The 20262-nt window shown below is 63.9% G+C and carries 16 protein-coding genes and 1 tRNA gene; 4 read left to right on the forward strand and 13 right to left on the reverse strand.

The window, feature by feature from the left end:
- The 4 genes from ACFMO7_RS02250 to ptsP form a co-directional block, all read right to left on the reverse strand.
- Positions 1-1845: transketolase (locus ACFMO7_RS02250; RefSeq protein ID WP_376793906.1), on the reverse strand; the 1845-nt coding region annotated here is incomplete at its 3' end.
- Positions 1846-2228: 383 nt separating this feature from the next.
- Complete coding sequence (locus tag ACFMO7_RS02255) at positions 2229-3269, reverse strand: zinc-dependent dehydrogenase (protein ID WP_376793907.1); 1041 nt, start codon at positions 3267-3269, stop codon at positions 2229-2231.
- A gap of 23 nt (positions 3270-3292) precedes the next feature.
- Positions 3293-3673 (reverse strand): cupin domain-containing protein, encoded by a 381-nt coding sequence (locus ACFMO7_RS02260; RefSeq protein WP_376793908.1) that lies wholly within the window; start codon positions 3671-3673, stop codon positions 3293-3295.
- A 173-nt stretch (positions 3674-3846) separates the two neighbouring features.
- Positions 3847-5703 carry a phosphoenolpyruvate--protein phosphotransferase gene (ptsP, locus tag ACFMO7_RS02265; protein ID WP_376793909.1) on the reverse strand — a complete coding sequence of 619 codons (1857 nt, stop codon included), beginning with the start codon at positions 5701-5703 and terminating at the stop codon, positions 3847-3849.
- 340 nt (positions 5704-6043) lie between these two features.
- Between ptsP and ACFMO7_RS02270 the strand changes: the two genes are divergently transcribed.
- Together ACFMO7_RS02270 and ACFMO7_RS02275 are read left to right on the forward strand one after the other, a co-directional pair.
- On the forward strand, positions 6044-7102 hold the full coding sequence (locus tag ACFMO7_RS02270) for a diacylglycerol/lipid kinase family protein (protein ID WP_376793910.1): 1059 nt from the start codon (positions 6044-6046) through the stop codon (positions 7100-7102).
- A 305-nt stretch (positions 7103-7407) separates the two neighbouring features.
- Complete coding sequence (locus ACFMO7_RS02275; RefSeq protein WP_376793911.1) at positions 7408-8364, forward strand: cobalamin-binding protein; 957 nt, start codon at positions 7408-7410, stop codon at positions 8362-8364.
- A 281-nt stretch (positions 8365-8645) separates the two neighbouring features.
- On the opposite strand, the gene ACFMO7_RS02280 is transcribed toward ACFMO7_RS02275, so the two are convergent.
- The 8 genes from ACFMO7_RS02280 to ACFMO7_RS02315 all read right to left on the reverse strand — a co-directional run bounded on the left by ACFMO7_RS02280 (position 8646) and on the right by ACFMO7_RS02315 (position 16365).
- Complete coding sequence (locus ACFMO7_RS02280) at positions 8646-8906, reverse strand: hypothetical protein (protein ID WP_376793912.1); 261 nt, start codon at positions 8904-8906, stop codon at positions 8646-8648.
- A 283-nt stretch (positions 8907-9189) separates the two neighbouring features.
- Positions 9190-9393: a hypothetical protein gene (locus ACFMO7_RS02285; RefSeq protein WP_376793913.1), complete on the reverse strand. Its 204-nt coding sequence runs from the start codon at positions 9391-9393 to the stop codon at positions 9190-9192.
- A 242-nt stretch (positions 9394-9635) separates the two neighbouring features.
- A complete protein-coding gene (locus ACFMO7_RS02290) occupies positions 9636-11357 on the reverse strand; it encodes a sensor histidine kinase (protein WP_376793914.1) in 1722 nt (573 codons plus the stop codon).
- A complete protein-coding gene (locus tag ACFMO7_RS02295; protein WP_376793915.1) occupies positions 11354-12064 on the reverse strand; it encodes a response regulator transcription factor in 711 nt (236 codons plus the stop codon). Before ACFMO7_RS02295 ends, ACFMO7_RS02290 begins: the two co-directional genes overlap by 4 nt.
- A gap of 630 nt (positions 12065-12694) precedes the next feature.
- Positions 12695-13177 (reverse strand): DUF4870 domain-containing protein, encoded by a 483-nt coding sequence (locus tag ACFMO7_RS02300; RefSeq protein WP_376793916.1) that lies wholly within the window; start codon positions 13175-13177, stop codon positions 12695-12697.
- Positions 13178-13636: 459 nt separating this feature from the next.
- On the reverse strand, positions 13637-14506 hold the full coding sequence (locus tag ACFMO7_RS02305) for an LLM class flavin-dependent oxidoreductase (protein WP_376793917.1): 870 nt from the start codon (positions 14504-14506) through the stop codon (positions 13637-13639).
- An 85-nt stretch (positions 14507-14591) separates the two neighbouring features.
- A tRNA-His gene (locus ACFMO7_RS02310) sits at positions 14592-14664 on the reverse strand.
- Positions 14665-14904: 240 nt separating this feature from the next.
- Positions 14905-16365 (reverse strand): MFS transporter, encoded by a 1461-nt coding sequence (locus ACFMO7_RS02315; protein ID WP_376793918.1) that lies wholly within the window; start codon positions 16363-16365, stop codon positions 14905-14907.
- 475 nt (positions 16366-16840) lie between these two features.
- On the opposite strand from ACFMO7_RS02315, the gene epsC reads away from it, so the two are divergent.
- On the forward strand, positions 16841-17467 hold the full coding sequence (gene epsC / locus ACFMO7_RS02320; protein WP_376793934.1) for a serine O-acetyltransferase EpsC: 627 nt from the start codon (positions 16841-16843) through the stop codon (positions 17465-17467).
- A gap of 241 nt (positions 17468-17708) precedes the next feature.
- Here the strand turns inward: epsC and ACFMO7_RS02325 are convergent, their stop codons facing one another.
- A complete protein-coding gene (locus ACFMO7_RS02325; protein ID WP_376793919.1) occupies positions 17709-18662 on the reverse strand; it encodes a nucleoside hydrolase in 954 nt (317 codons plus the stop codon).
- A 392-nt stretch (positions 18663-19054) separates the two neighbouring features.
- Here ACFMO7_RS02325 and ACFMO7_RS02330 point away from each other — a divergent pair, with 392 nt between their 5' ends.
- The gene (locus ACFMO7_RS02330; RefSeq protein ID WP_376793920.1) at positions 19055-20260 is read left to right on the forward strand and encodes a 6-phosphofructokinase; all 1206 of its coding nucleotides are present in this window, start codon (positions 19055-19057) and stop codon (positions 20258-20260) included.
- Positions 20261-20262 lie beyond the last annotated feature (2 nt).

Consider the following 20262-nt stretch of genomic DNA (forward strand, 5'->3'; position numbering starts at 1 on the left):
AACTGCCTGAGCAATATGATGGGCGTCGATGCCAGCTTCCTCTAGCTGCTCCTGGGGCTTGGCCGAGCCAGGCATCTCCTGGACTGCCAGCTTCACCACCCGTGGCAGAGCCCCGGCGCGCTGGGTGAAGGCCTCCAGCACCGCCTCGCCCAGGCCACCCTCCGGCCAGTGATCCTCGACCGTCACGATGCGCTGCTTCGTCTCATCGGCAGCCTGGAAGAGCGTCTCCTCATCAATCGGCTTAATCGAGTAAGCATCGATCACGCGCACCAGGATGCCCTCGGATTTCAAGTACTCGTATGCCTTCAGGGCCTCATGGACCGTGATGCCAGCCGCTACGATGGTCGCCTGATCGTTCTCGGAGCGGCGCAGCACTCTGCTGCCGCCGATGGGGAACTCTTCGTCGGGACCATAGATCACCGGGGTCTTCTCGCGGGTCGTGCGCAGGTAGACGATCCCCCCATGCTCCGCCATCTGGGCCACCAGCTTGGCCGTCTGGTTAGCATCGCAGGGGTAGAGGACCGTGCTGCCGAAGAGGGCCCGCATCATGGCCAGGTCCTCCAGGCCCATCTGAGACGGCCCGTCCTCGCCGATCGAGACCCCCGCATGCGAGCCGCACAGGCGAATATTGGCGCGCGAAATGGCTCCCATGCGGATAAAGTCGTAGGCGCGAGTCAGAAAGGCCGCAAAGGTAGAGGCGAAGGGAATGCGGCGGCAGACACTCATAGCGATGGCCGTCGCGACCATCTGCTGCTCCGCAATATACTGCTCAAAGTAGCGCTCGGGGTAAGCCTTGGCGAACTCCTCGGCATAGGTCGAGTTGCTGACCTCGCCATCAAGGGCCACCACCTCGGGATAGGCCGCGCCCAAAGCCTTCAGGGCGTCGCCGTAGGCCCGGCGCGTTGGCACTTCCTGGCCGCTGGCATAGCGCGGCAGCTCCAGAGGTTTGCGCTCGCCGGCGGAAGCCGGCTGCAGGTTCTCGGGCTTCTGGACCGTGAAGACCTGGCTGCGCACATGAGGTAATTCGGCCAGCGCCTTCTCCTCCTGCTCCTTGCTGAGAGCCTTGCCGTGCCAGCCTTCGGCGTTCTCCAGGAAGGAGACCCCCTTGCCCTTGAGCGTCCGGGCGATGATCAGGGTTGGCGCCCCCTCGGCCTTCATAGCCTGGGCGTAGGCCCGATCGATCTCCTCATAGCTATGCCCATCGATCACCAGCGTCCGCCAGCCGAAGGCCTCGGCTCGCTCGGCGTAGGCCGCTGTGTTCCAGCCCAGCATAGTCTCGCCGCGCTGACCCAGACGATTGCAGTCGAGAATACCGATCAGATTGTCCAGCTTGTAGTGAGCGGCATGTTCAATGGCCTCCCAGATCGAGCCTTCGGCCATCTCGCTATCCCCTAACAGCACCCAGACGCGATATGGCAGCTTATCCAGATACTTGCCCGCCAGGGCGATCCCCACTCCGATCGGCAGGCCCTGGCCCAGCGAGCCAGTAGCGACCTCCACCCAGGGCAGGACCGGCGTCGGGTGGCCCTCCAGGCGGCTGCCGCGCTTGCGCAGGGTCAGCAGCTCCTCGTCAGTAATGGCGCCCGCGGCCTTGTACATGGCATAGAGCAGGGGAGCTGCATGGCCCTTGGAGAAAATCAGGTGATCGTTGTTAGGGTGACGCGGATTGTCAAAATCGTAGCGCAGATAGCTGACCAGCAGAACCGCCATAAGATCGGCGGCGGAGAGCGAGGATGTCGGATGCCCCGAACCCGCCGCGGTGGTACAGCGAATACTATCTACGCGCAACTGCTGAGCAAGGTTGGTCCATTGCTCGACCTGAGTCTGTGCCTGAGTTGTCGTCATCAGCCAATCCTCTTGCCTTCCTTATGTGTGTTTATCGTTCTCTTGCTACTCGACGGATACTGCTCTATTGTAGGACAACTGCCCCCCCAGGGCAAGCTGATGTGCGTTCGCTCGTTCGCTGAGGCTGGCGGACCGCGGGAGGTGCCCGGCTCAGTCAGGTTTTCTTGGGAGAGCGAGGCACCGGCGGTCCCGATCCGCTGGCCCCACGGACCAGCATTCTCTCCTGTGAAGAATTATAGTGCTTCCTTGCACCGGATGACGCCGATGAGATGAGCGGAGTGAGGTGAGGTTTGGCCCTCGTTGCCATCACTCGCCTGGCAGTCCGCCGCCGCGCCGTCCGTTTTTGGCCGCCCGGCCCTGGCCACTGGCGCTCTCCGCTTACATCAGGCGGCAGAGGGAGATGCGGCCATAATCACGACCTTGAGCGCCTCGCCCGGCTGGGCAACGAGCTGGAAGGCCCGCGCCGCCTCTTGCAGGGGGAAACGATGGGTGATAACGCTCTCGGCACGTATCCGGCCAGTGGCCAGTAAATCAAGGGCCTGGCGCGTCTCATAAGGGCCGGCGGAGTAGCTGGTGCGCAGGGTAATCTCGCGGAAGAACAGCTCATTGGGCGTCACCGTTAGCTGCTCCTCCGGCGGCGGCGGGGCAAAGAAGAGCACCGTCCCGCCCGGTCCCACCAGCTCCAGACCCTGACGCATGGCCTCTACTTTCGAGGGAGTCACAATGACGACATCGGGCTTGCGCCCCTCGTTGGCAGCCAGGACGCGCGGCAGGAGCGGTTCCCCCACGGGATCAAAGGCCAGATCAGCCCCGGCCTCCAGAACCCGCTGGCGCCGATAGGCGATCGGATCCACTACCATTACACGTACCGCTCCACGCAGCCGCGCCAACTGCGCCAGCATGATGCCATTGCTGCCCGCCCCCAGGATCAAGACGCGATCGCCAGCCCGCACCATCGCGCGCTCAATGCCGCGGATACAGCAAGCAAGCGGCTCAATCAGGGTGGCCGCTTCGAACGAGAGAGAGGCGGGCAGCGGCAAGACATCGCGCTCAACGTTGGGGGCTGGCACCCGAATATATTCGGCCAGGCCCCCGGGATCGAGGCGCGTGGCACGGAAGGTCGGACACTGCGAGAAGGCGCCGCGCTGGCAGTAGTGACAGACCATGCACGGCACATGATGGTGCACAAAGACGCGGTCGCCGACCTTGAATTGCTCGACCCCCTCCCCCAGGGCCTCGACGACTCCTACCGGCTCATGGCCGGGATAGAGCGGGGCTCGTGGGCGCATGTACCACTCCATGACATCGCTGGCGCAGATGCCACAGGCGACAAGGCGCACCAGTAGCTCGCCGGGACCAATAGCCGGCCGTGGGACCTCCACCACCCGCACGTCCTGATTGCTGTGATACTCAACGGCTCGCATCGCCTTCACTCGCTCCCGCCCGCTCATCTTTTGGCCGGGACGACGCACAGAAAGCCAAAGGCTTCGTCGCCCAGAGCAAAGAATTGATGGATCTCGTTGCCTGGAATATAGATGGCGTCGCCAGCTCGCACCTCGTGCTCTTCGTCGCCCAGGCGCAGGCGGGCCCGCCCATGCAGAACATAAACGCCGTGATCGTGGGCATGCTGGTCAAGCGAGGTATGCCCCCCCGGCTGGACAGCAAAATAGCGCAGATGGAAGTTCTGCGCTCCCTCATCGTTGCCGATCAGGATCTGGCGCGTGGCATCCTTCGCCCGGCTATTCTCCGGCCCGTAGGCGCGCACCGCTACGCCTTCCCAGCGTAGTTCTCCCTGCTCCTGAGACTGGAGCCGATGGATGACACCCATGCAGATCTTACTCCTCCTCCTGCACAGCTAACAGCTTATAGCACTGCTGCTCGTTGTTCCTCATGACTGGCTGGTTGGTTGACCGCTCCTCGCCGCACGCGGGCGGGGCAGACAGCTACGCCAGGCGGGCAGCAGCCGGCTTCCGGCTGGCCGAGAGTGCATGCCCGCCCCGCCTACGCTATAGATTCTAGCATATGCTGCAGTTCGGCAGCGGTCTCGGCCTGCAGCAAGCGCTGGGCCTGCTCCTGCCAGTAGGTTAGCGGCTGGCGCGCCAGGCGCTCCTTGACGGCCAGCAGGGCCGGCGGGTTCATACTCAGCTCGCGTACGCCCAATCCCACCAGCAGCGGCCCAATCAGAGGGTCACCCGCCAGCTCACCACAGACGGCCACCAGGCGCCCATGCTGCTGGCCGGCCCGCGCCACCTGGGCGATCGCCCGCCAGACCGCCGGTTCCAGGCGTCCGAAGAGCGAGGCCACGCGCCCATTAGTGCGATCAACGGCCATGACATATTGGTACAAATCATTGGTGCCAATGCTAAAGAAGTCAACCTCGCGCGCCAGAACATCAGCCATCAGGGCCGCGGCGGGCGTCTCGACCATGATGCCGATCGCCGGCTGCGGCTGGAGGCGCAGCCCCTGCCCTTCCAGCTCGGCCAGCACGGCCTGAGCGATGGAGCGCAGACGCCGCACCTCTTCCAGGGTGGCAATCATGGGGAACATGATCTGCAGCGTGATTCCCGTGGCATGAGCGGCCCGCAGCAAGGCCCGTAGCTGCTGGCGGAGCAGCTCCTCGTGACAGAGATGGATGCGCGCCCCGCGCAGACCAAGGGCTGGATTGGCCTCTTGCAATGCACCGATGAGGGCCTCAAGGGCGGGGAAGGGCTTGTCAGCCCCAGCATCGAGGGTGCGGGCAACGATGGTTTTTCCCGCCGGCTGGCCGGCGGCGAAGGCGCGGAAGAGGCGGCTATAGGCCAGCTCCTGTTCCTGCTCATCGGGGAATTGGATCCGGCCACCAAAGAGAAACTCGGTGCGCAGCAGGCCGATGCCCTCAGCTCCCAGGGTTGCGGCCTGCGCGGCTCCCTCCTCATCACCCACGTTGGCAAAGATGGCCACCGGCACGCCATCGGCGGTAGCGCCCGGGCGTCCGCGCCAACGCTCACGCTCCTGCTGCTGCCGGGTCCGCGTCCGCTGCTGCTCCTGGATCTGTTGGAGCAGCTCACGCTCCTGCTCGGGCGCCAGGTTGAGATAGAGCAGGCCGCGCCCGCCATCCAGAGCGATGCGCTGGCCCGGCCTCAGCTGAGCAAAGAGGTCGGGCGAGAGTCCGCTGAGGGCAGGAATCTCCAGGGAGCGAGCAATAATGGCGGCGTGAGTTGTCGGGCCACCGAGGACGGTGCAAATACCGGCTACAAGCTTCGGATCGAGGGTTGCGGTATCGGAGGGCGTCAGGTCATCGGCCACCAGAATGACTGGCTCTTGCACGCTGTCAGCACTGGGAAGCGGGGAGGCGTTGGCTCTCCCCGAGAGGAGGCGCAGCACACGTCCGGTGGCGTCGCGCACATCGCTGGCGCGCGCAGCCAGCAGTTCGTCATCGAGGGCCGCCAGGAGTTGGGCATTCTCCTCGGCGACCTCCTGCAGGGCCTGCTCTGCCGGCAGCCTCTGCTGCGCGATGCGCTCAATGGCGGCATCCAGGATCTCGGGGTCTTGGAGAATCAGTTGATGGGCCTCGAAAATAGCGGCTTCTTCCTTGCCCACCGTGCGCGCAACCTGGGCAGTCAAAGTCTGCAGCTCGGCCACAGCCTGCTCGACCGCCGCCCGCAGGCGTCGCTGCTCCTCCGCTACCTGGTCCGGCGTCAGCCTGCTCGCGCCAGTGGGCGCCGCCTGGGGCTGGGCCTGCTGCTGCAGCGCCGGTGAGCGATAGAGCCAGACGGGTCCGATGGCCAGGCCGGGCGAGAGCGGAACCAGGCGAAGCGGAGCTGGGGTCGCAGATGGGGAAGGAGTGGGCGCCTGAAATGCCTGTTCATGCTCAGACACAGTGACTCAACCTCCTGAGAATCGCAGCCGCGGATGGTGCCCACCCGGCGGCGGGTAGGCAATGGGCGCGCCTGGCGCTGCGCGTGGGCATCGGTGCCAATCTGAAATGATGTTCCTATTATCCGGCAAAAATGGCAAGGCTGCAAGAGCAACGGCTCGCTCACCCGGAGGGGAGGGGCAGACCCCAGGCGAGGGAAGGATCGCGGCCCCACGGGCCGTCCCCGGCAGGGCAGGGCGCTCATCAGCAGATCTACCCATGTTTACAGGACGCTCGGCGGCGGTATATACTCCTCAGCGAAGCCACCAGGAAGCGACTTCAGACACGAGTCGGGAGGAACCAATGCCGGGCAAACGTAAAGCCATCGTCATCCACAGCCCCCATTCTGGGAGAGCGCCGCAACTGGAAGAAGCCCTGAAGCTGCTGCAGGAGGCAGACATCGAAGTAGCGAGGATCGAGCCAATTACAGATCTGAATGAGTTACCGCCCCAGGGAGCCACCTGGCTCGCTCAGGGCTTTGACCTGGCCATTGCGGCGGGCGGCGATGGCCTGGTTGGAGGGATGATCCGACACGTCCTTAAAGAAGGGCCGCCGCTGGCCATTCTGCCGCTGGGCACGGCCAATGACACGGCCCGCACCTTGACCATTCCCCAGGACCTGGCCGGGGCCGTGGAGGTGATTGTGGCCGGTCACGAGGCAGCGGTCGATGTTGGCATGGCGCTCCCGGCAGGGACCTCCAGCGCCGAGGGCGACTACTTCTGTCATACCCTCACCATCGGCCTCAACGTGGAATTTGCTCGCCTCGCCACTAGCAGCGAGATGCGCGAGCGGTTCGGTGCGATGACCTACCCGGTGGCCGCGCTGGAAGCGCTGCGCTCTCACGAGCCGCTGGAGGTGGTTCTGCACTTCGAGGAACAGCCTCCCTCGGCTGCCCAACAGAGCCAGGAGCCACCCGCGCCAGCCGAGGAGCTGCGTTTTCAGGTGCTGCAGGTGGCCGCCATCAATGCCCCCGTCTTCGGCGGTCCACTGCAACTGAGCATTCCAGGGGCGAGCATCAGCGATCACTTGCTCGATATTGTAGTCGTACAGGGACCAGACTGGAAGGAGATCGCCTCGGCCATCGGTCAGCTCTTCAGCGGCGGGGGTGAGAACGCCGAGAGTACAGATGGCAGCAGTGGACAGGGAACGGCGCGCGTGGATGGCGAGCTGACGGCCCTGCCCGGCGTGCGTCACTGGCGGGCCGCTGGCGTCACTATCAGTACACCAGCCGGACCCTGCGAGGTGACGCTGGATGGCGAGGTCAAGGGGCAGACCCCGATCGCCGTGCGCATCGCCCCCGAGCGCTTGCGAGTCGTAGTGCCCGCGAGCTGGCAGGCCCAGAAAGATCAGGTCACGAGCTGAGTCGAGCAGACCGGGCAGGACCGGGCAGGACCAGGCAGGACCAGGCAGGACCAGGCAGGCTCCTTCTCCGCCAGGGCGAGCAGGCCGAAGGCCTCGCCTCCTTCGCTCTCTCCACGCTGCGCTGGGGAGAGCGTCGAAGAGCGCGAGCGCGACCCTGCTGCGGACAGCGAGCGCAAGCGGCCCATTGGTTGGTTGGCCAGGTGAGGCGGTCTCATCTGGTCCTGTTGGAGGTTCGGCGGCCCTGTCGTCCCAGAGGGCATCTCACTGCAGAGGAGGCTGCCGGCCCAAGAAGGGAGAGAGCAACGATGCGTATCGTTTCCTTGCTTGCCAGCGCCACCGAAATGGTGGCCGCCCTTGGCTGTACAGAGCAACTGGTGGGGCGCTCCCACGAGTGCGACTATCCGCCCGAGATCCAGCGCCTACCGGCCTTGAGCCGTCCGGTGATCGATATCAACGCCAGCAGCGCTGGCATCGACGCCCAGGTTCGGCAGCTCGCTGGAACGCGCCGCACCGGCGACGCGGCAGCCCTGCAGGCACTCAGCATTTACCAGATTGACATTGCTCGCCTGCAGGAGCTGCAGCCCGATGTCATCTTAACGCAGACCCAGTGCGAAGTGTGCGCCGTCAGCGAGCGAGATGTCAGCGAGGCGGTGCGACAGCTTACCGGCCTGCAGCCCCGTATCGTCTCTCTGGCTCCCTATCGTCTCAGCGATGTCTGGGAGGATCTACGGCGCGTCGGGGCCGCCCTTGGGCGGGAAGCTGAGGCCGAGGCCCTGATCGCCGGCTATCAGCAGCGCCTGGAAGAGCTGCGCCAGCGCTGTCTCCGTCTCAGCGCCGAGCGCGGGCAGCCACCGCGCGTGGCCGTACTGGAATGGCTCGATCCCCTGATGGGGGCCGGCAACTGGACACCCGAGCTGGTGGCCTATGCCGGCGGCGAGCCGGTGCTGAGCGCCAGCGGCCAACACGCCCCCTGGATTAGCTGGGACGAGCTGGGTCAGGCCGATCCGGAGGTGCTGATCCTCTCGCCCTGCGGCTTCAACGTGGAGCGCACACGGCAAGACGCCGCAAGGCTGCAACAGCATCTCGCCTGGCCGGCTTTGCGCGCCGTGCGCCAGAGACAGGTCTACCTCATCGATGGCAATCACTACCTGAACCGCTCGGGACCGCGTCTCGTCGAGTCGGCGGAACTGATCGCTCGAGCACTGTGGGGAGAACGGGCAGGGGTGCCACTGCCGGCTGAAGGCTGGCAACCTCTGTTCTAATCTGATCTCAGCCCGTGAGGGGATGGTAAGAGGGCAGATGCGCCAACCAAACAGCGAGAGAAAGAGAGGCCAGGGTCGCTCTTCACAGCTTGCAGGCATCCCCGATGCCACTATGGGCGGGAGAAAGCCTCCGATCCAGGCGCCAACGTGCCTGGTTGCAGAGAGCCGGGGAGCTGCAAGCAGAAGAGACGACCCTGTTGTCGTCTTGTTCTTCTCTCGCTGCCTGCCATGCCCCGAGGGGAGGCAGGAGGAAGAAGATTGAGCGCCAGCCAGGGCACTCGCTAGGACTGCTCGCCCCGCCTGGGTGAGGCGGCCCAGAAAATAGCCACGATGAAGAGGGCGAACAGCAGCACCAGGAACCCCATCAGCCCGTCGACGATGGGGGTCAAGCTGAATTGCAAGAGGCCGGCGGCGGCAAAGAGCAACACGATGAAAATTCCCACGACCGGGAAGAGGTAGAGCCAGTTGTAGCGCCGTGCTGGATCGGCGGCCCGCCGGCGCCGGCTCGGTAGCGGTGTATAATCAGACTCCAGTGGCTCCATGAAACGCCTTTCTACGGCAGCGAGCGCTGGCCGAGCCATTCTTGATCGACTCGCCTGGCGCCCACAGCGGATGATTTCAGCTCTCAGCTCAGTTCCTGGTGAACCAGCGGCGCCAATATGAGCAGCCTCGCGCCAAGGTTTTGTTCGGTTCACCGGCCCTTATTATAGTGCTTCCTGAGCGTGAAAGCAACTCTGCCGGCGGCAGTCCGGCTGCCAGGGGGATCACCCCACCCCATCCAGTGGCGGCATGACCAGGGACCAGCCGGGGCGAGGATGCTCCCCGCTATGAGGCACGATGACGACCGGTCTCGGGGCTGGAGCGAAGTGAACGCCTGACCGAAATAAAAGGCAACGGGCGCAAGCGATTCAGATAGCGACGCAGCTCCAGGGCGTTAACATGATAGGCGGAGCCTTTGACAGTGGCAGGGATTCGGCCCTCGGCAATGGCAGTACAGAGGTCGGCAATGGTCAGGACACGCTCGGACATGAGGTACCTCCATGAGGACTGTGCACTCGCAGCCGGCCAGTCCCGCCCGCCCGCCGTTCGCTCCAGGTCTTGCCTCCCGTCCCCCCACCCTGCGCGTCAGCGAGCCGGGCACGACCTGCTCTCATCTAGCCACACGCACCATCACCGGCGTGGGTTTCAGTGCATTCACTCCATCTATTAAGAAAAACACTACAAACACACACTTTATTTCCATAACGAGGAGAGGCATCACAGCGAGCAGACTACAAGAAATCCAGCCGCTGGCGCGGCTCTGCCCGGCCCTGAAGGAGAGCCAGACTCGGGTCATAGCTTGCGACCTCCGCAGGCTCTTCTCTGGCTAGCTGTTGCTCATCGGCTGGGGGAGGGGTCTGTTCGTGGGAAGGCCCGGTCGAGCGCCCCGGCAGCGATACTGATACAGAGCTTGCCTCGTCCAGAACGGCGGGCAAGTAAAGAACAAAACAGCTTCCCTCAGAGAGGACGCTGGTCACCGCCACCCTGCCTCCCATTGCCTCCACCCACTCCTTTACCAGGGCCAGGCCCAGGCCGCTGCCACTGCCATTGCGGCGCAACTTGCTGCTCGCCTGATAGAAGCGTTCCCAGATGCGTGGCAGCTCCTCGGGGGGAATGCCCTCGCCCGTATCGCGTACCTGGATCACCACCTCCTTCCCCTCCTGAGAGACCGCCACGGCCACGATCCCGCCGGGCGGCGTATGGCGAACACCGTTGTGGAGGAGATTCTGCAGGGCTTGAGCGAGACGCTCGGGATCGACCAGGGCCAGCGGTCCCGTCTGAGGCGTCTCTGCCACCACCTGCACGCGTCCGCTCTGCCAGGCCAGAGGAGCGCGCGCCGCCACCAGGCGACGGGCCAGCTCACCCACATCGGTTGGCGCGCAGCGCAGGGTCAGGCGTCCGATCTCGGCGCAGGCCAGCGCAAAGAGATCCTCGACCAGCCGCTGCAGGCGCAGCACCTCGGCCTCCATAATTTCCAGATCGCGCGGCAAGGATTCCGGCATCTCGCCGCGGTCCAGGCGACGCAGCGCTGCCTCCAGATAGCCACGCACAGTCGCCACCGGTGTCCGCAGCTCATGGGAGACGGCGGCCACCAGTTCGCGCTGGGTCTTGAGCAGCCCGGCCACCGTATCGCGCTCCTGCTTCAGCTCCTGCAGGGCGCGCGCCAGCTCGGCGGCCATCGCGTTAAAGTCAGCCTGCAACTGGGCCACCTCGTCCTCGCCCTCGACGCTCACGCGCACCTCGTAATTGCCCAGGCGCAAAGCATGGGCCGCCTCCGCCAGCACGCGCAGGCGGGCCGTGGTGCGACGGATCACCAGATAGGAGAAGAAGGTGGTCGGAGGAATGACCGCCAGCAGGGCGATGAGCGAGACGACAACCAGGACCATCGTGAAGGAGATGACCACCGCCAGATCGTTCAGCCCGGCCAGAGCCAGCAGGTCGAAGATGAAAATCACCAGTCCGGCAGCCAACAGGACCATCATAGCGTGGGCATGGGTCAAGGCCCAGAGCAGTTGTTTGCGCCGCAGATTGCTCCAGAGATCGAGCAGGCGCAGAAAGCCACGCCAGATGATGTAGCCAATCAAATCGATAAGGGCCGCCGCCAGCAAGATCGCGGGGAAAGAGGTCAGGCTGGGAGCAAGAAGATAGGCCCCAAGCAACATCTCCAGGCTCAGCAGGAGGAACGGCAGCCCATTGAGCAGCAGCAACAGCAGCAAGCCCCAGGCCAGATCTCTCCCCCAGCGACGCCACCACGGCGGCGGTCCAACTTCGGCGCGCAGGGCGAAGTAGCCCAGACCGAAGGGTGCCAACAGGACCAGACTGAATTCGCGGCCTGTTCCTGTGCCAGAGATCATACTAATCAAGCCGCTCAACAGCAACGCAACCAGCACGGCTTCGCCTAAAGCCCGCCTTCTTCTGGCTCCCAACCAAAAACTGGCTCGTTCCTTGTTCATAGCTCTCTCCCCCCGCGAGAAGGACCACGCGCGCGCCAGCGATAGCCGACGCCCCAGACCGTCTCGATCGCCTCGCCCAACGGCCCCAGCTTCTTGCGCAGGCGCAGCACCGTATTATCAACAGAGCGATCGCCACCAACATAGCTCTCGCCCCAGACCGTATCAAGAAGGTAAGCACGACTGAAGGCGCGCCCAGGACTGCGCAGGAAGAGATGGAGCAGTTCAAACTCGGTTGGACTGAGATCGAGCGGCTGGCCGTCCAGAGTCACCAGATGGGCCTGAGGATCCAGGCAGAGCCGGCCATCGGAGAGAGGCTGCTCGGCGCGTTCCAGGTCGCGCTGTAGCATCTGCTGAATCAGCTCGGCTCGACGCAGCAGGGCATGCACCCGCGCCAGCAGCTCGCGCATGCTAAAGGGCTTTGTCAGGTAATCGTCGGCCCCCAGCTCAAGACCGACCACCCGATCGGTCTCCTCGCCGCGGGCCGTCAGCATGAGCACGGGCGTGGGAGCCTGCTGACGCAGGCGACGCAGCACCTCCAGGCCATCCATGCGCGGCAGCATCCAGTCCAGAATGACCAGCGCCGGGCGCTGCTCTTCATGCAGGCGCAGGGCCTCTACTCCATCCGCCGCATAGAGCACATCGTAGCCATCGGCTTTCAGCTCGCGAATAATGAGCTGGGCCAGATCCTGTGCATCCTCAACCAGCAAGAGCTTCTTCATCACACTAAAGGCGCAGGAGACCCTTCGCTTCAGCTCCGGGGAGAAATGCGCCCCTCCTTTCTCATCTCACAACACTCTCCGTTGCCCGTAAAGCAAGCTGATCTCTTTCCACCACGAGCAGCCGTTTCAGCGCAGCAGAGATCCCGACCCTCTGTCGAGCCAGTACCTCGTTCGACATCTCCCCCTGGCGGCCCGATCACTCTCGACCACCCGACAGATCCCCGAGAGACCGCCAACAGTGGGCAGCAAGAGCAGAAGGGCCGCCTACCCAGTTGGAGCGCCGCGCCCCTGTTCTCGTTTAATCGAGCAGAAAGCGCGAGCATGGGGCATAGCCGCTATCAGGGTGGCTTCCGGCAGACCTCGCCAACCTGCTCGCGCGCGCAGTGGCGATCCCGATTGTGTCGATCGTCGTGCTCACCGTCTCGGCTTATGCCGCCAGTCTGGCTACCAGCTCGATGCCAAGCCCAACGTTGCCTGCGCTATCGGCAAGAAGTATCCACTGCTCGTGCTCAGAATGCCAGATCTATCACGGATGGTCCGGCCGAGCTGTCAGGCAGTCCAGCGCCTTGGCTCTTCGGAGCCAGAGGCAAACGCCCGCCCGCAGATGCGGGCGGGAGGCTATGGTTTCAACAGGTTCTCTCGCCGCTCCACTCCAGCCAGAGCCAGGGCCAGGTGGCCTACCACCGGCATCAGGTAGAAGCGCCGGCGGGCGGCCTGAATCATGCCGACGAGCCAGCCCGTCACGGCCACCACCTGTAGCGTCCCCAATAGCAGCAGCCAGAAGAGGAAGGCGACGAAGACCAGCCCTGACGGGATCAGCCAGAGGGGGAGGCTGCCTGTATAGAAGAGTATCATCAGCATGCCTATATCGATAAGAGTCACCAGTCCAAAAAAGAAGAACGATTGCAGGGCATGAAAACGCACCAGGGGGCTCCTGCCACCAAAGAGCAGGACCAGCAGGCCCGAAAGCCACCCCCCCAGGTACGAGAGTATCCCTAAGATGGCCTCCGTCGACGAAGCGCCTGACTCAGCTCCCTCAGTCTCTCCATACTCTAATCGGTCGCCTGCCGGAGGCAACCACTCGGCGGCCGGCGCGTACATGAGCAGTTCCTGCTGCTGAAACCTCCTCTTCTGACCTTTATGAAGGTCTGCCGAGGGAGGCCAGGCCTGCCACTCAACGGCCTCACTCCGCTCTTTATCAAGCACGAGAACAATGCTCCTTTCTTCTCTCTCCTCTCTCTCTGCGCCACAGCTACCGGCTCTGAGCCTGGCGCTCTCCAGAGGGAAGAGTATCAAGCAGTCGACTTTTCTTCCTGGAGCTGAGTTTAGGGCTGAGTTGTCATGGCCGTATCGGATCTCTGTCGCAATTCTGTCGCAGCCGCGGCGCGGGCCAGACCAGGCCGCTCCGCCGTCAAGCAGAGCAAGGCAAAAGAGGAGAAGGGATTCGGAGAAGAGCAGCCGGGCGGTCGCGTCGGTCAGCCAGGGAAGCAATCATCCGAAGTGAAGCAGGCGGAGAAGAGGGCGGCGTGGACCTCAGTGCCCACGCAGAGCGCAGCGACCTCAGCGGGGAGGACCCTGGCGAATGCGGCGGCGCATGGCCTCCAGCGGCCACTGCTGCCAGGTCCCCCAGCGCTCTGGTACTATATTCTCGACCCACCACGTCACCCCGACGCGGGCGTAGGCTGCCACCAGGGTCCGATCGGCCTCAGCATCCTCGCCGGAGCTGATCCCGAAATGCACCACCTCGAAAGGACCAGGCTGCGAACGTAGCTGCTGGAGGGCGGCGACGATTTCGGCCATCGCCTCGGGCGAGAGCATTTCGCTCAGGGCCAGATCGCGGCCGATCGGAATGAAACCATCCCAGCGGGCCGCCCGGCGCAGCGGGGCGCGATTGGGCCACATGCCAGCCACCCAGATGGGAATGCGCGGCTGCTGGAGAGGCGGAGGTAAAAAGTGCGCCTCCTCAATATGGTAGTAACGACCCTCGAAACGGAACGGCTGACCACTCCATAGGCCCTCGAGGATGGCCAGGCCCTCATCGAGCATGGCCCCCAGTACCTTCAGGTCCGACGGCTCTCCAAGAGCGGCAAAATCGAAATAGCCGCCTCCCAGGCCCACGCCCAAGACCAGGCGGCCCCCCGAGAGATGATCGAGCGTCACCGCCTGCCGGGCCAGCTCCCAGGGACGGCGACGCGGCAGCGGCGTCACCAGGGGACCAAAGCGCAGGCGTCGAGTATGCAGAGCGATGGCGGTCAGCGCCACCCAGACCTCAGCCAGCGGATCGTTAGTCGGCGCCAGCGTCGTCCGCGCGATCTGGTCCCAAAGAAAGAAGCCATCCCAGCCGGCGGCCTCTGCCTCCCGGGCCAGCTCGCACAGCAGGCGCACATCAGCAAGGGGGCCAAAATTGGGGAGATGCAGACCGTAAAGCATCGTTCGTCAGCGCGAAGGAAGCGTGGCCTTAGCAGGCCTGGCGGCTGCCACGCCGGCCAAGGCGACTCAAAAAAAAAGAAAGAGGGGTGACCGATGGGGCTCGAACCCACAACCGCTGGAGCCACAATCCAGAGCTCTACCGATTGAGCTACGGCCACCGTGTTCCTGTTTCAACAGGCGCATAGCCAGTATAGCGGAGAGTTTGTCAGCTGTCAATAGGGCAAGAGCCAAAATCAGGCTCTGGCCTGCCCGACAGTGAGAGTCGGGTCACACACAGGCCAGAGCCTGAACGGAGAGCCAGGAGAGCAACGTGGCTCGATCGATGAGGAAGACAGCAAGCCTGATAGGCAGGTAGCCCGTTGCTCAGGCCCTCCCTCAACCAGCCGGCTTTCCAGGGATCAGGGCGAGACCTCATCGAGGCGACGCAGGCGCGTGGCCGTGCCGAACTGAGCGATCACCGCCGCCACAATCAAGCAGCCAGCGATAATGAGAAAGGTGCTCAGAGGCCCCAGCGTCGGGATCAAGGGCGGAATAACCAGCAGGCCGACGCTCCCTCCCAGGTGACCGACGCCATCGACCAGGGCGAAGCCGGTGGCGCGCGCCCGCGTTGGATAGTGCTCGGTTGACCAGGTGTAGGTCATGGGGACCCAGAGGTTGAAGCCGAAAAAGAGGACGATCGAGCCGAGGACCGCCACAGCGAAATTGCCGGCTCCTCCCAGGGCGATCAGCAGGCAGCCGATCAGGGTCAGCAAGGCCGCCACCGGCAACCAATACTTACGCTCCAGCAGCTCGCCGAAGGCGTAATCAAAGATAGCCACCAGCACAAAGCCCACCGAGCCGATAGCCACGATCAGGCCGGCCTCCGGCGGCGGAAACTTCAGAGCTGCCAGCAGGGAGGTCAGGCCGGCCGCGATGGCGTAGACCGTGATATAGCCGATGAACCAGACCAGGAAAAGGAAGACCGTACGCAGCAGATAGAGACGGTTGCCAAAGATCTCAACGTAGGGGATGCGACCGGGCTGGCTCTCAACCGGGATCTCGGACGGCGTGGGCAGCTCGCCCACCCGGGCCAGCGCCTGGGCTTCCATTTGGGCCACTACCTGCTCCGCGGCCTCAACGCGCCCCTGCGAGATCAGCCAGCGGGGCGATTCATGCAACTGGAAGCGCATCAGAATGCCGATCAGGGCCAGCAGGGCACCGATGCCGTACATCAGGCGCCAACCGAAAGAGAAGCCCGGTCCCGCCAGCGCAAAGGGCAGCCCCAAAGGGAAAGCCTCTGGCTGTGTGGTCAGCAGCAGCCCCAGCCAGACGCCAAGGAAAGCCCCCAGCGAGGACATAATAAAGATGAGCGAGGTATAGCGCGCCCGTCCCCCGCTTGGAGCCACCTCGTTGATATAGGTGTTGACAAGAGCCAGATCTGCCCCCACTCCGATGCCAGTGATGGTGCGCGCCACGATGAAGTTCACATAATCACCAACCAGGGCATTGTAGAGTGAGCCAAGCCCGGTGATCACCATCGTGACCAGGAGCATATCGCGCCGCCCAAGGCGGTCCGCCAGGGGACTGAGGATTAGCGTGCCGATCACGTAGCCCACCAGATTGAGCAACACCGGCAGGCCCAAATAGTTGGCCGCCGACTCGGGTGTACAGCCGGCTACGATCTGGACACAGGTCTGGATGAAGGAGACGTTGATGTCGAAAATGTCGAAAAAGGTGAAGAGAAAGCCAGCTCCGATGATGCCGATGTAGAGATAGGGCAAAGCCCAAATGGGGATACGGTCCAGGCGCGCTACAACGGCGGCAGCCGTGCTGCTCGCGCCGGCCACGGGCCGTGAGGGATTGCCTGCTTCGGAAGCCATACCTGCCTCCCTCCTCGGCGCAGGCGAGGCTGTCACTATCAGCCAGCCAGCCAGTCAGCCAGTAGACTTGCGCAACGTTGCTACAATCCGTTCTCTCTGGCCCGATGAAACGCCTTTCGCTGGCCCGATGGAGTCACGAGCAAGCAGCCTGTTTTTAGAGAATTGTACCTGTCCCTCCCGTTCTTGTCAAGGGAAAGGGTGCACCGCAAGCAAGAGAGGGCACGGCTGGCGAGAAAGCGCGGGGTCTCCCTCGGGCAGAGCAGAAGCGAACGCCACTGGCAGCAGGGAAGACTTGACATTGCCCTGGTCCTGCCATACACTCCAAACAAAGGCGCTAGGAGAGCAAACAGGCCGGTTCTTTGTAGCAGAAAGGGCACGTGGCTATATGGTTCACCACACGTCAGAGGAGATCAAGAGCAACCAGGCCAGGGAGGGAGAAGCCGATCTTTCCCACTTGCCGGAGGTTCCTCCTGGCATGTTGATTCCGGCGCCCAGCAGCACGCCGCGCAAGCGCACGCGCTGGCCGGACGCCATCGACGTGATCTTTGAGAAAGATCCCGCCTGCAATAATATTTTCGAGGCCCTGCTCTACCAGGGGCTATGGGCTATCTTCTTCCACCGCATTGCTCATTTCCTCTACAACTTGCACATCCCCGTGATTCCGCGCCTGATCTCACAGTTCGCGCGCCTCGTGACGGGCGGCATCGAGATCCACCCGGGCGCCAAGATCGGCAAGCGCTTCTTCATCGACCACGGGGCCGGCGTGGTGATCGGCGAGACCGCCGAGATCGGCAACAATGTGATGCTCTACCACCAGGTGACGCTCGGCGCCACCGGCTGGTGGCGTCCGGGGCCAGGGCGCAAGCAGAAGCGTCATCCGACCATCGAAGATGATGTGACCATTGGCGTGGGGGCCGCTATTTTGGGACCGATCACCATCGGGCGCGGCAGCAAGATCGGGGCAATGGCTCTCGTGCTTGAATCGGTACCACCCAACTCGGTGGTGGCCGCCAAGCCTGCCGAGCTGCTGGTCAAGGGCGGCGAGCCTCTGGCCAGGCACGAGGAGCTGACTCAGGGCTGGGAGATGGACTATCAGATCTGAGCCTGAGCGCCAGCAGCGCCGCTGGCCTCCCACCTGACCGACAGCTGCGTCAGACCAGGCGAGATCCATCCTGGGAGCGCCGCCGAGACAGAAGGTGCCCTCTCGCTAGAGGCGTGAGCGGGCCTGGCCTGGTATCCATCACCCGCCCGCCTGTCCGCTTTTCTCTGTTCCTGCCCTCGTTCAAGGCACCAGGCCGCGCCGCCTGCCTCCGTCTGGTGGCCATCGAACCAGATCCCTCACCTCATCCCCCCTTGCCCCCCTCCTCGTAGCTGGCCAGGGTCTCGACAAGCAGGTCCCAAAAACGGGCCGCGTCGAGGCCGTAACCCACCCAGGCGTTGGCTCGCCGGCCCAAGACGCCGTAGACGTCGCAGACGGTCCGTCCGAGCGTATAGTCACCGCGCGTCTCGACGGCCACATACATGCAGTGCCTGTTGACCAGGGTCGGATCGATCAGGGCCGCTACCGCACAGGGATCATGTACCGGCGGCGCGGCGAAGCCAAAGATCCGCCGATAGGTGGCCCCGAAGAATTCCAGCAACTGGCAGACAAAGGACGGCACAGGACGAGCAAGGGCGCGCAGGCGTTCGACGACTGCCGGTGTGGCCAGGGCCTGATGCGTGACCTCCAGCGGGATCATCGTGATCGGGCAGCCGCTGTTAAAGACGATGGCCGCCGCCTCGGGATCGAAGTAGATGTTGAACTCGGCGGCTGGCGTCACGTTCCCCAGCCCGATGGCCCCTCCCATCAAATAGATGCCCTTGAGACGCGAGAGGATCGCCGGCTCACGCGTGATGGCGCTGGCGACGTTGGTCAGCGGTCCCGTGGCCACCAGAACCACGTCGTCCGTGCTGCGCACCAGATCGATGATGACGTCAACGGCATGCTCGGGAACCGGCTCCCGCTCTGGCTCGGGCAGAGCGGGCCCGTCAAGACCCGATTCACCGTGAATGTCTGCGGCATAACGTCCCTCGCGCGCCAGCGGCTGGGCCATCCCTTTGGCTACGGGGACCTGGCGAATCCTGGCCAGCGTACAGACGCTGAGCGCGTTGCGCGTGGTCTTCTCCAACGTCTGATTGCCCGCCACCGTGGTAATGGCCAGCAGCTCCAGTCGTGGGTGACGCGCAGCCAGCAGCAGGGCAATCGCATCATCGTGCCCGGGGTCGCAGTCAAGGATGATTTTCTGCTTCTTCTCCATCGCTCTCCCTCTATCCCTCCGAATGACAAGGGCGCTCGTTTTCTGACGATTGTGAGCAGACCGACAGCAGCGGAGCGATGCGGCTCACCTCTGCCAACAACATACCAGGCGATCGGGCAGGCAGCTCAGGACGCTGAAGGGGAGCCAGCTCGCTTCTCCTGCTGTGGCGGACAGAACGATTGTACCACTCCCTTCAACAAGGGAGCGGGGCGAGAGGCGCAGACCGGCAGCATTCCCCAGATACCCCAGCCGGCTCAGCTCATCTTGCAGGTTTGACCATGTGCGCCCAGAACAGACCCGATCGGAGAGGCCAGGAGGAGGAAGAAGCGGTATCTTTCGTCTTCTCCTCTTGCTATAATGGCCGCAGAACAACTCGTTTTTGGGGGGTTTGCTTGACGAAGATAGCCCGCGCTAACCTGCTCATCGGCCAGTCAGGAGGGGCCACCGCCGTGATCAACGCCAGCCTGGTCGGGGCCGTGGAGGCCGCCCTGGCGAGCGAGCGGGTGGCCAATGTCTACGGCATGCTCCACGGCATCGAGGGCTTTCTCCGAGAGGAGCTGATCGACCTTGGCCGGCAACCGGCAGAGCTGTGGCCACGCCTCAGCCAGACACCTTCCGCTGCTTTGGGGACCTGCCGCTATCGCCTGCGCGACGAGGACCTGGAGCGCGCCTTAGAGCTGCTGCGCCGCTATGAGATCCGTTATCTGCTCTACATCGGCGGCAACGACTCGGCGGATACGCTTCATCGCCTGGCCCTCGCCGCACAGCAGCGCGGCTACGAGCTACAGGCGATCAGCATTCCCAAGACCATCGACAACGACCTGCCACTGACCGATCATTGCCCCGGCTACGGGAGTGCCGCCCGCTTCATCGCGCTGGCCACCCAGGATTCGAGCCTCAATACGCGCTCCATTCCCTGGCACTATCCCGTCAAGATCATCGAAACGATGGGACGAGATGCTGGCTGGTTAACCGCCGCTTCGGCGCTCCTCAAAGAGGACGAGAGCGACCCGCCGCACCTGCTTCTGGTGCCCGAGCGTCCTTTTCGCCAGAGCGAGTTTTTGGCCCGAGTTGAGGCCATTCAGCGTCGCCTGGGCTACGCGGTGATCGTCGTGGCTGAGACGGTCCGCGATGAGAGCGGGCGCCCGCTGGGCAGCCTGAGTTCTCTGGGAGTGGACGCCTTCGGCCATCCCCTGCTCAGCGGAGCGGCCCAATATCTGGTAGAATCAGTCAGAAGCCAGCTCGGTCTGCGGGCACGCTTCGATAAGCCCGGCGATTTACAGCGCATGGCCAGCGCCTATGTCTCGCCGATCGACCGGCAGGAGGCCCTGCTGGTTGGACGCCAGGGCACCCTGGCCGCCCTGGCGGGACACAGCGACCAGATGGTGACGCTGGTTCGCGAAGAAGGCCCCGCCTACCGGTGTAGAACAGGGCTGGCCCCACTGGCAGCCATCGCCAACGAGAAGCGCTGTCTGCCAGACGAGTATCTGGATGAGAGTGGTACGATGATCACAGAGGCTTTTCGACGCTACGCACTGCCGTTGCTGGGTGAGCTTCCAGCGCGCTATGCACAGCTTGTGCCCATAAAGGTCAGGTGAAA

This window comes from Thermogemmatispora sp., from assembly GCF_042408735.1.
GTDB lineage: Bacteria > Chloroflexota > Ktedonobacteria > Ktedonobacterales > Ktedonobacteraceae > Thermogemmatispora.

Coding starts and splice junctions, on each gene's coding strand:
- ACFMO7_RS02255 (WP_376793907.1), bottom strand. CDS start 3,269: ATGCGAGCCGTTGAGTATCACAGCAATCAGGACGTGCGGGTGGTGGAG.
- ACFMO7_RS02260 (WP_376793908.1), bottom strand. CDS start 3,673: ATGGGTGTCATCCATCGGCTCCAGTCTCAGGAGCAGGGAGAACTACGC.
- ACFMO7_RS02270 (WP_376793910.1), top strand. CDS start 6,044: ATGCCGGGCAAACGTAAAGCCATCGTCATCCACAGCCCCCATTCTGGG.
- ACFMO7_RS02275 (WP_376793911.1), top strand. CDS start 7,408: ATGCGTATCGTTTCCTTGCTTGCCAGCGCCACCGAAATGGTGGCCGCC.
- ACFMO7_RS02280 (WP_376793912.1), bottom strand. CDS start 8,906: ATGGAGCCACTGGAGTCTGATTATACACCGCTACCGAGCCGGCGCCGG.
- ACFMO7_RS02285 (WP_376793913.1), bottom strand. CDS start 9,393: ATGTCCGAGCGTGTCCTGACCATTGCCGACCTCTGTACTGCCATTGCC.
- ACFMO7_RS02290 (WP_376793914.1), bottom strand. CDS start 11,357: ATGAACAAGGAACGAGCCAGTTTTTGGTTGGGAGCCAGAAGAAGGCGG.
- ACFMO7_RS02300 (WP_376793916.1), bottom strand. CDS start 13,177: ATGTACGCGCCGGCCGCCGAGTGGTTGCCTCCGGCAGGCGACCGATTA.
- ACFMO7_RS02305 (WP_376793917.1), bottom strand. CDS start 14,506: ATGCTTTACGGTCTGCATCTCCCCAATTTTGGCCCCCTTGCTGATGTG.
- ACFMO7_RS02315 (WP_376793918.1), bottom strand. CDS start 16,365: ATGGCTTCCGAAGCAGGCAATCCCTCACGGCCCGTGGCCGGCGCGAGC.
- epsC (WP_376793934.1), top strand. CDS start 16,841: ATGTTGATTCCGGCGCCCAGCAGCACGCCGCGCAAGCGCACGCGCTGG.
- ACFMO7_RS02325 (WP_376793919.1), bottom strand. CDS start 18,662: ATGGAGAAGAAGCAGAAAATCATCCTTGACTGCGACCCCGGGCACGAT.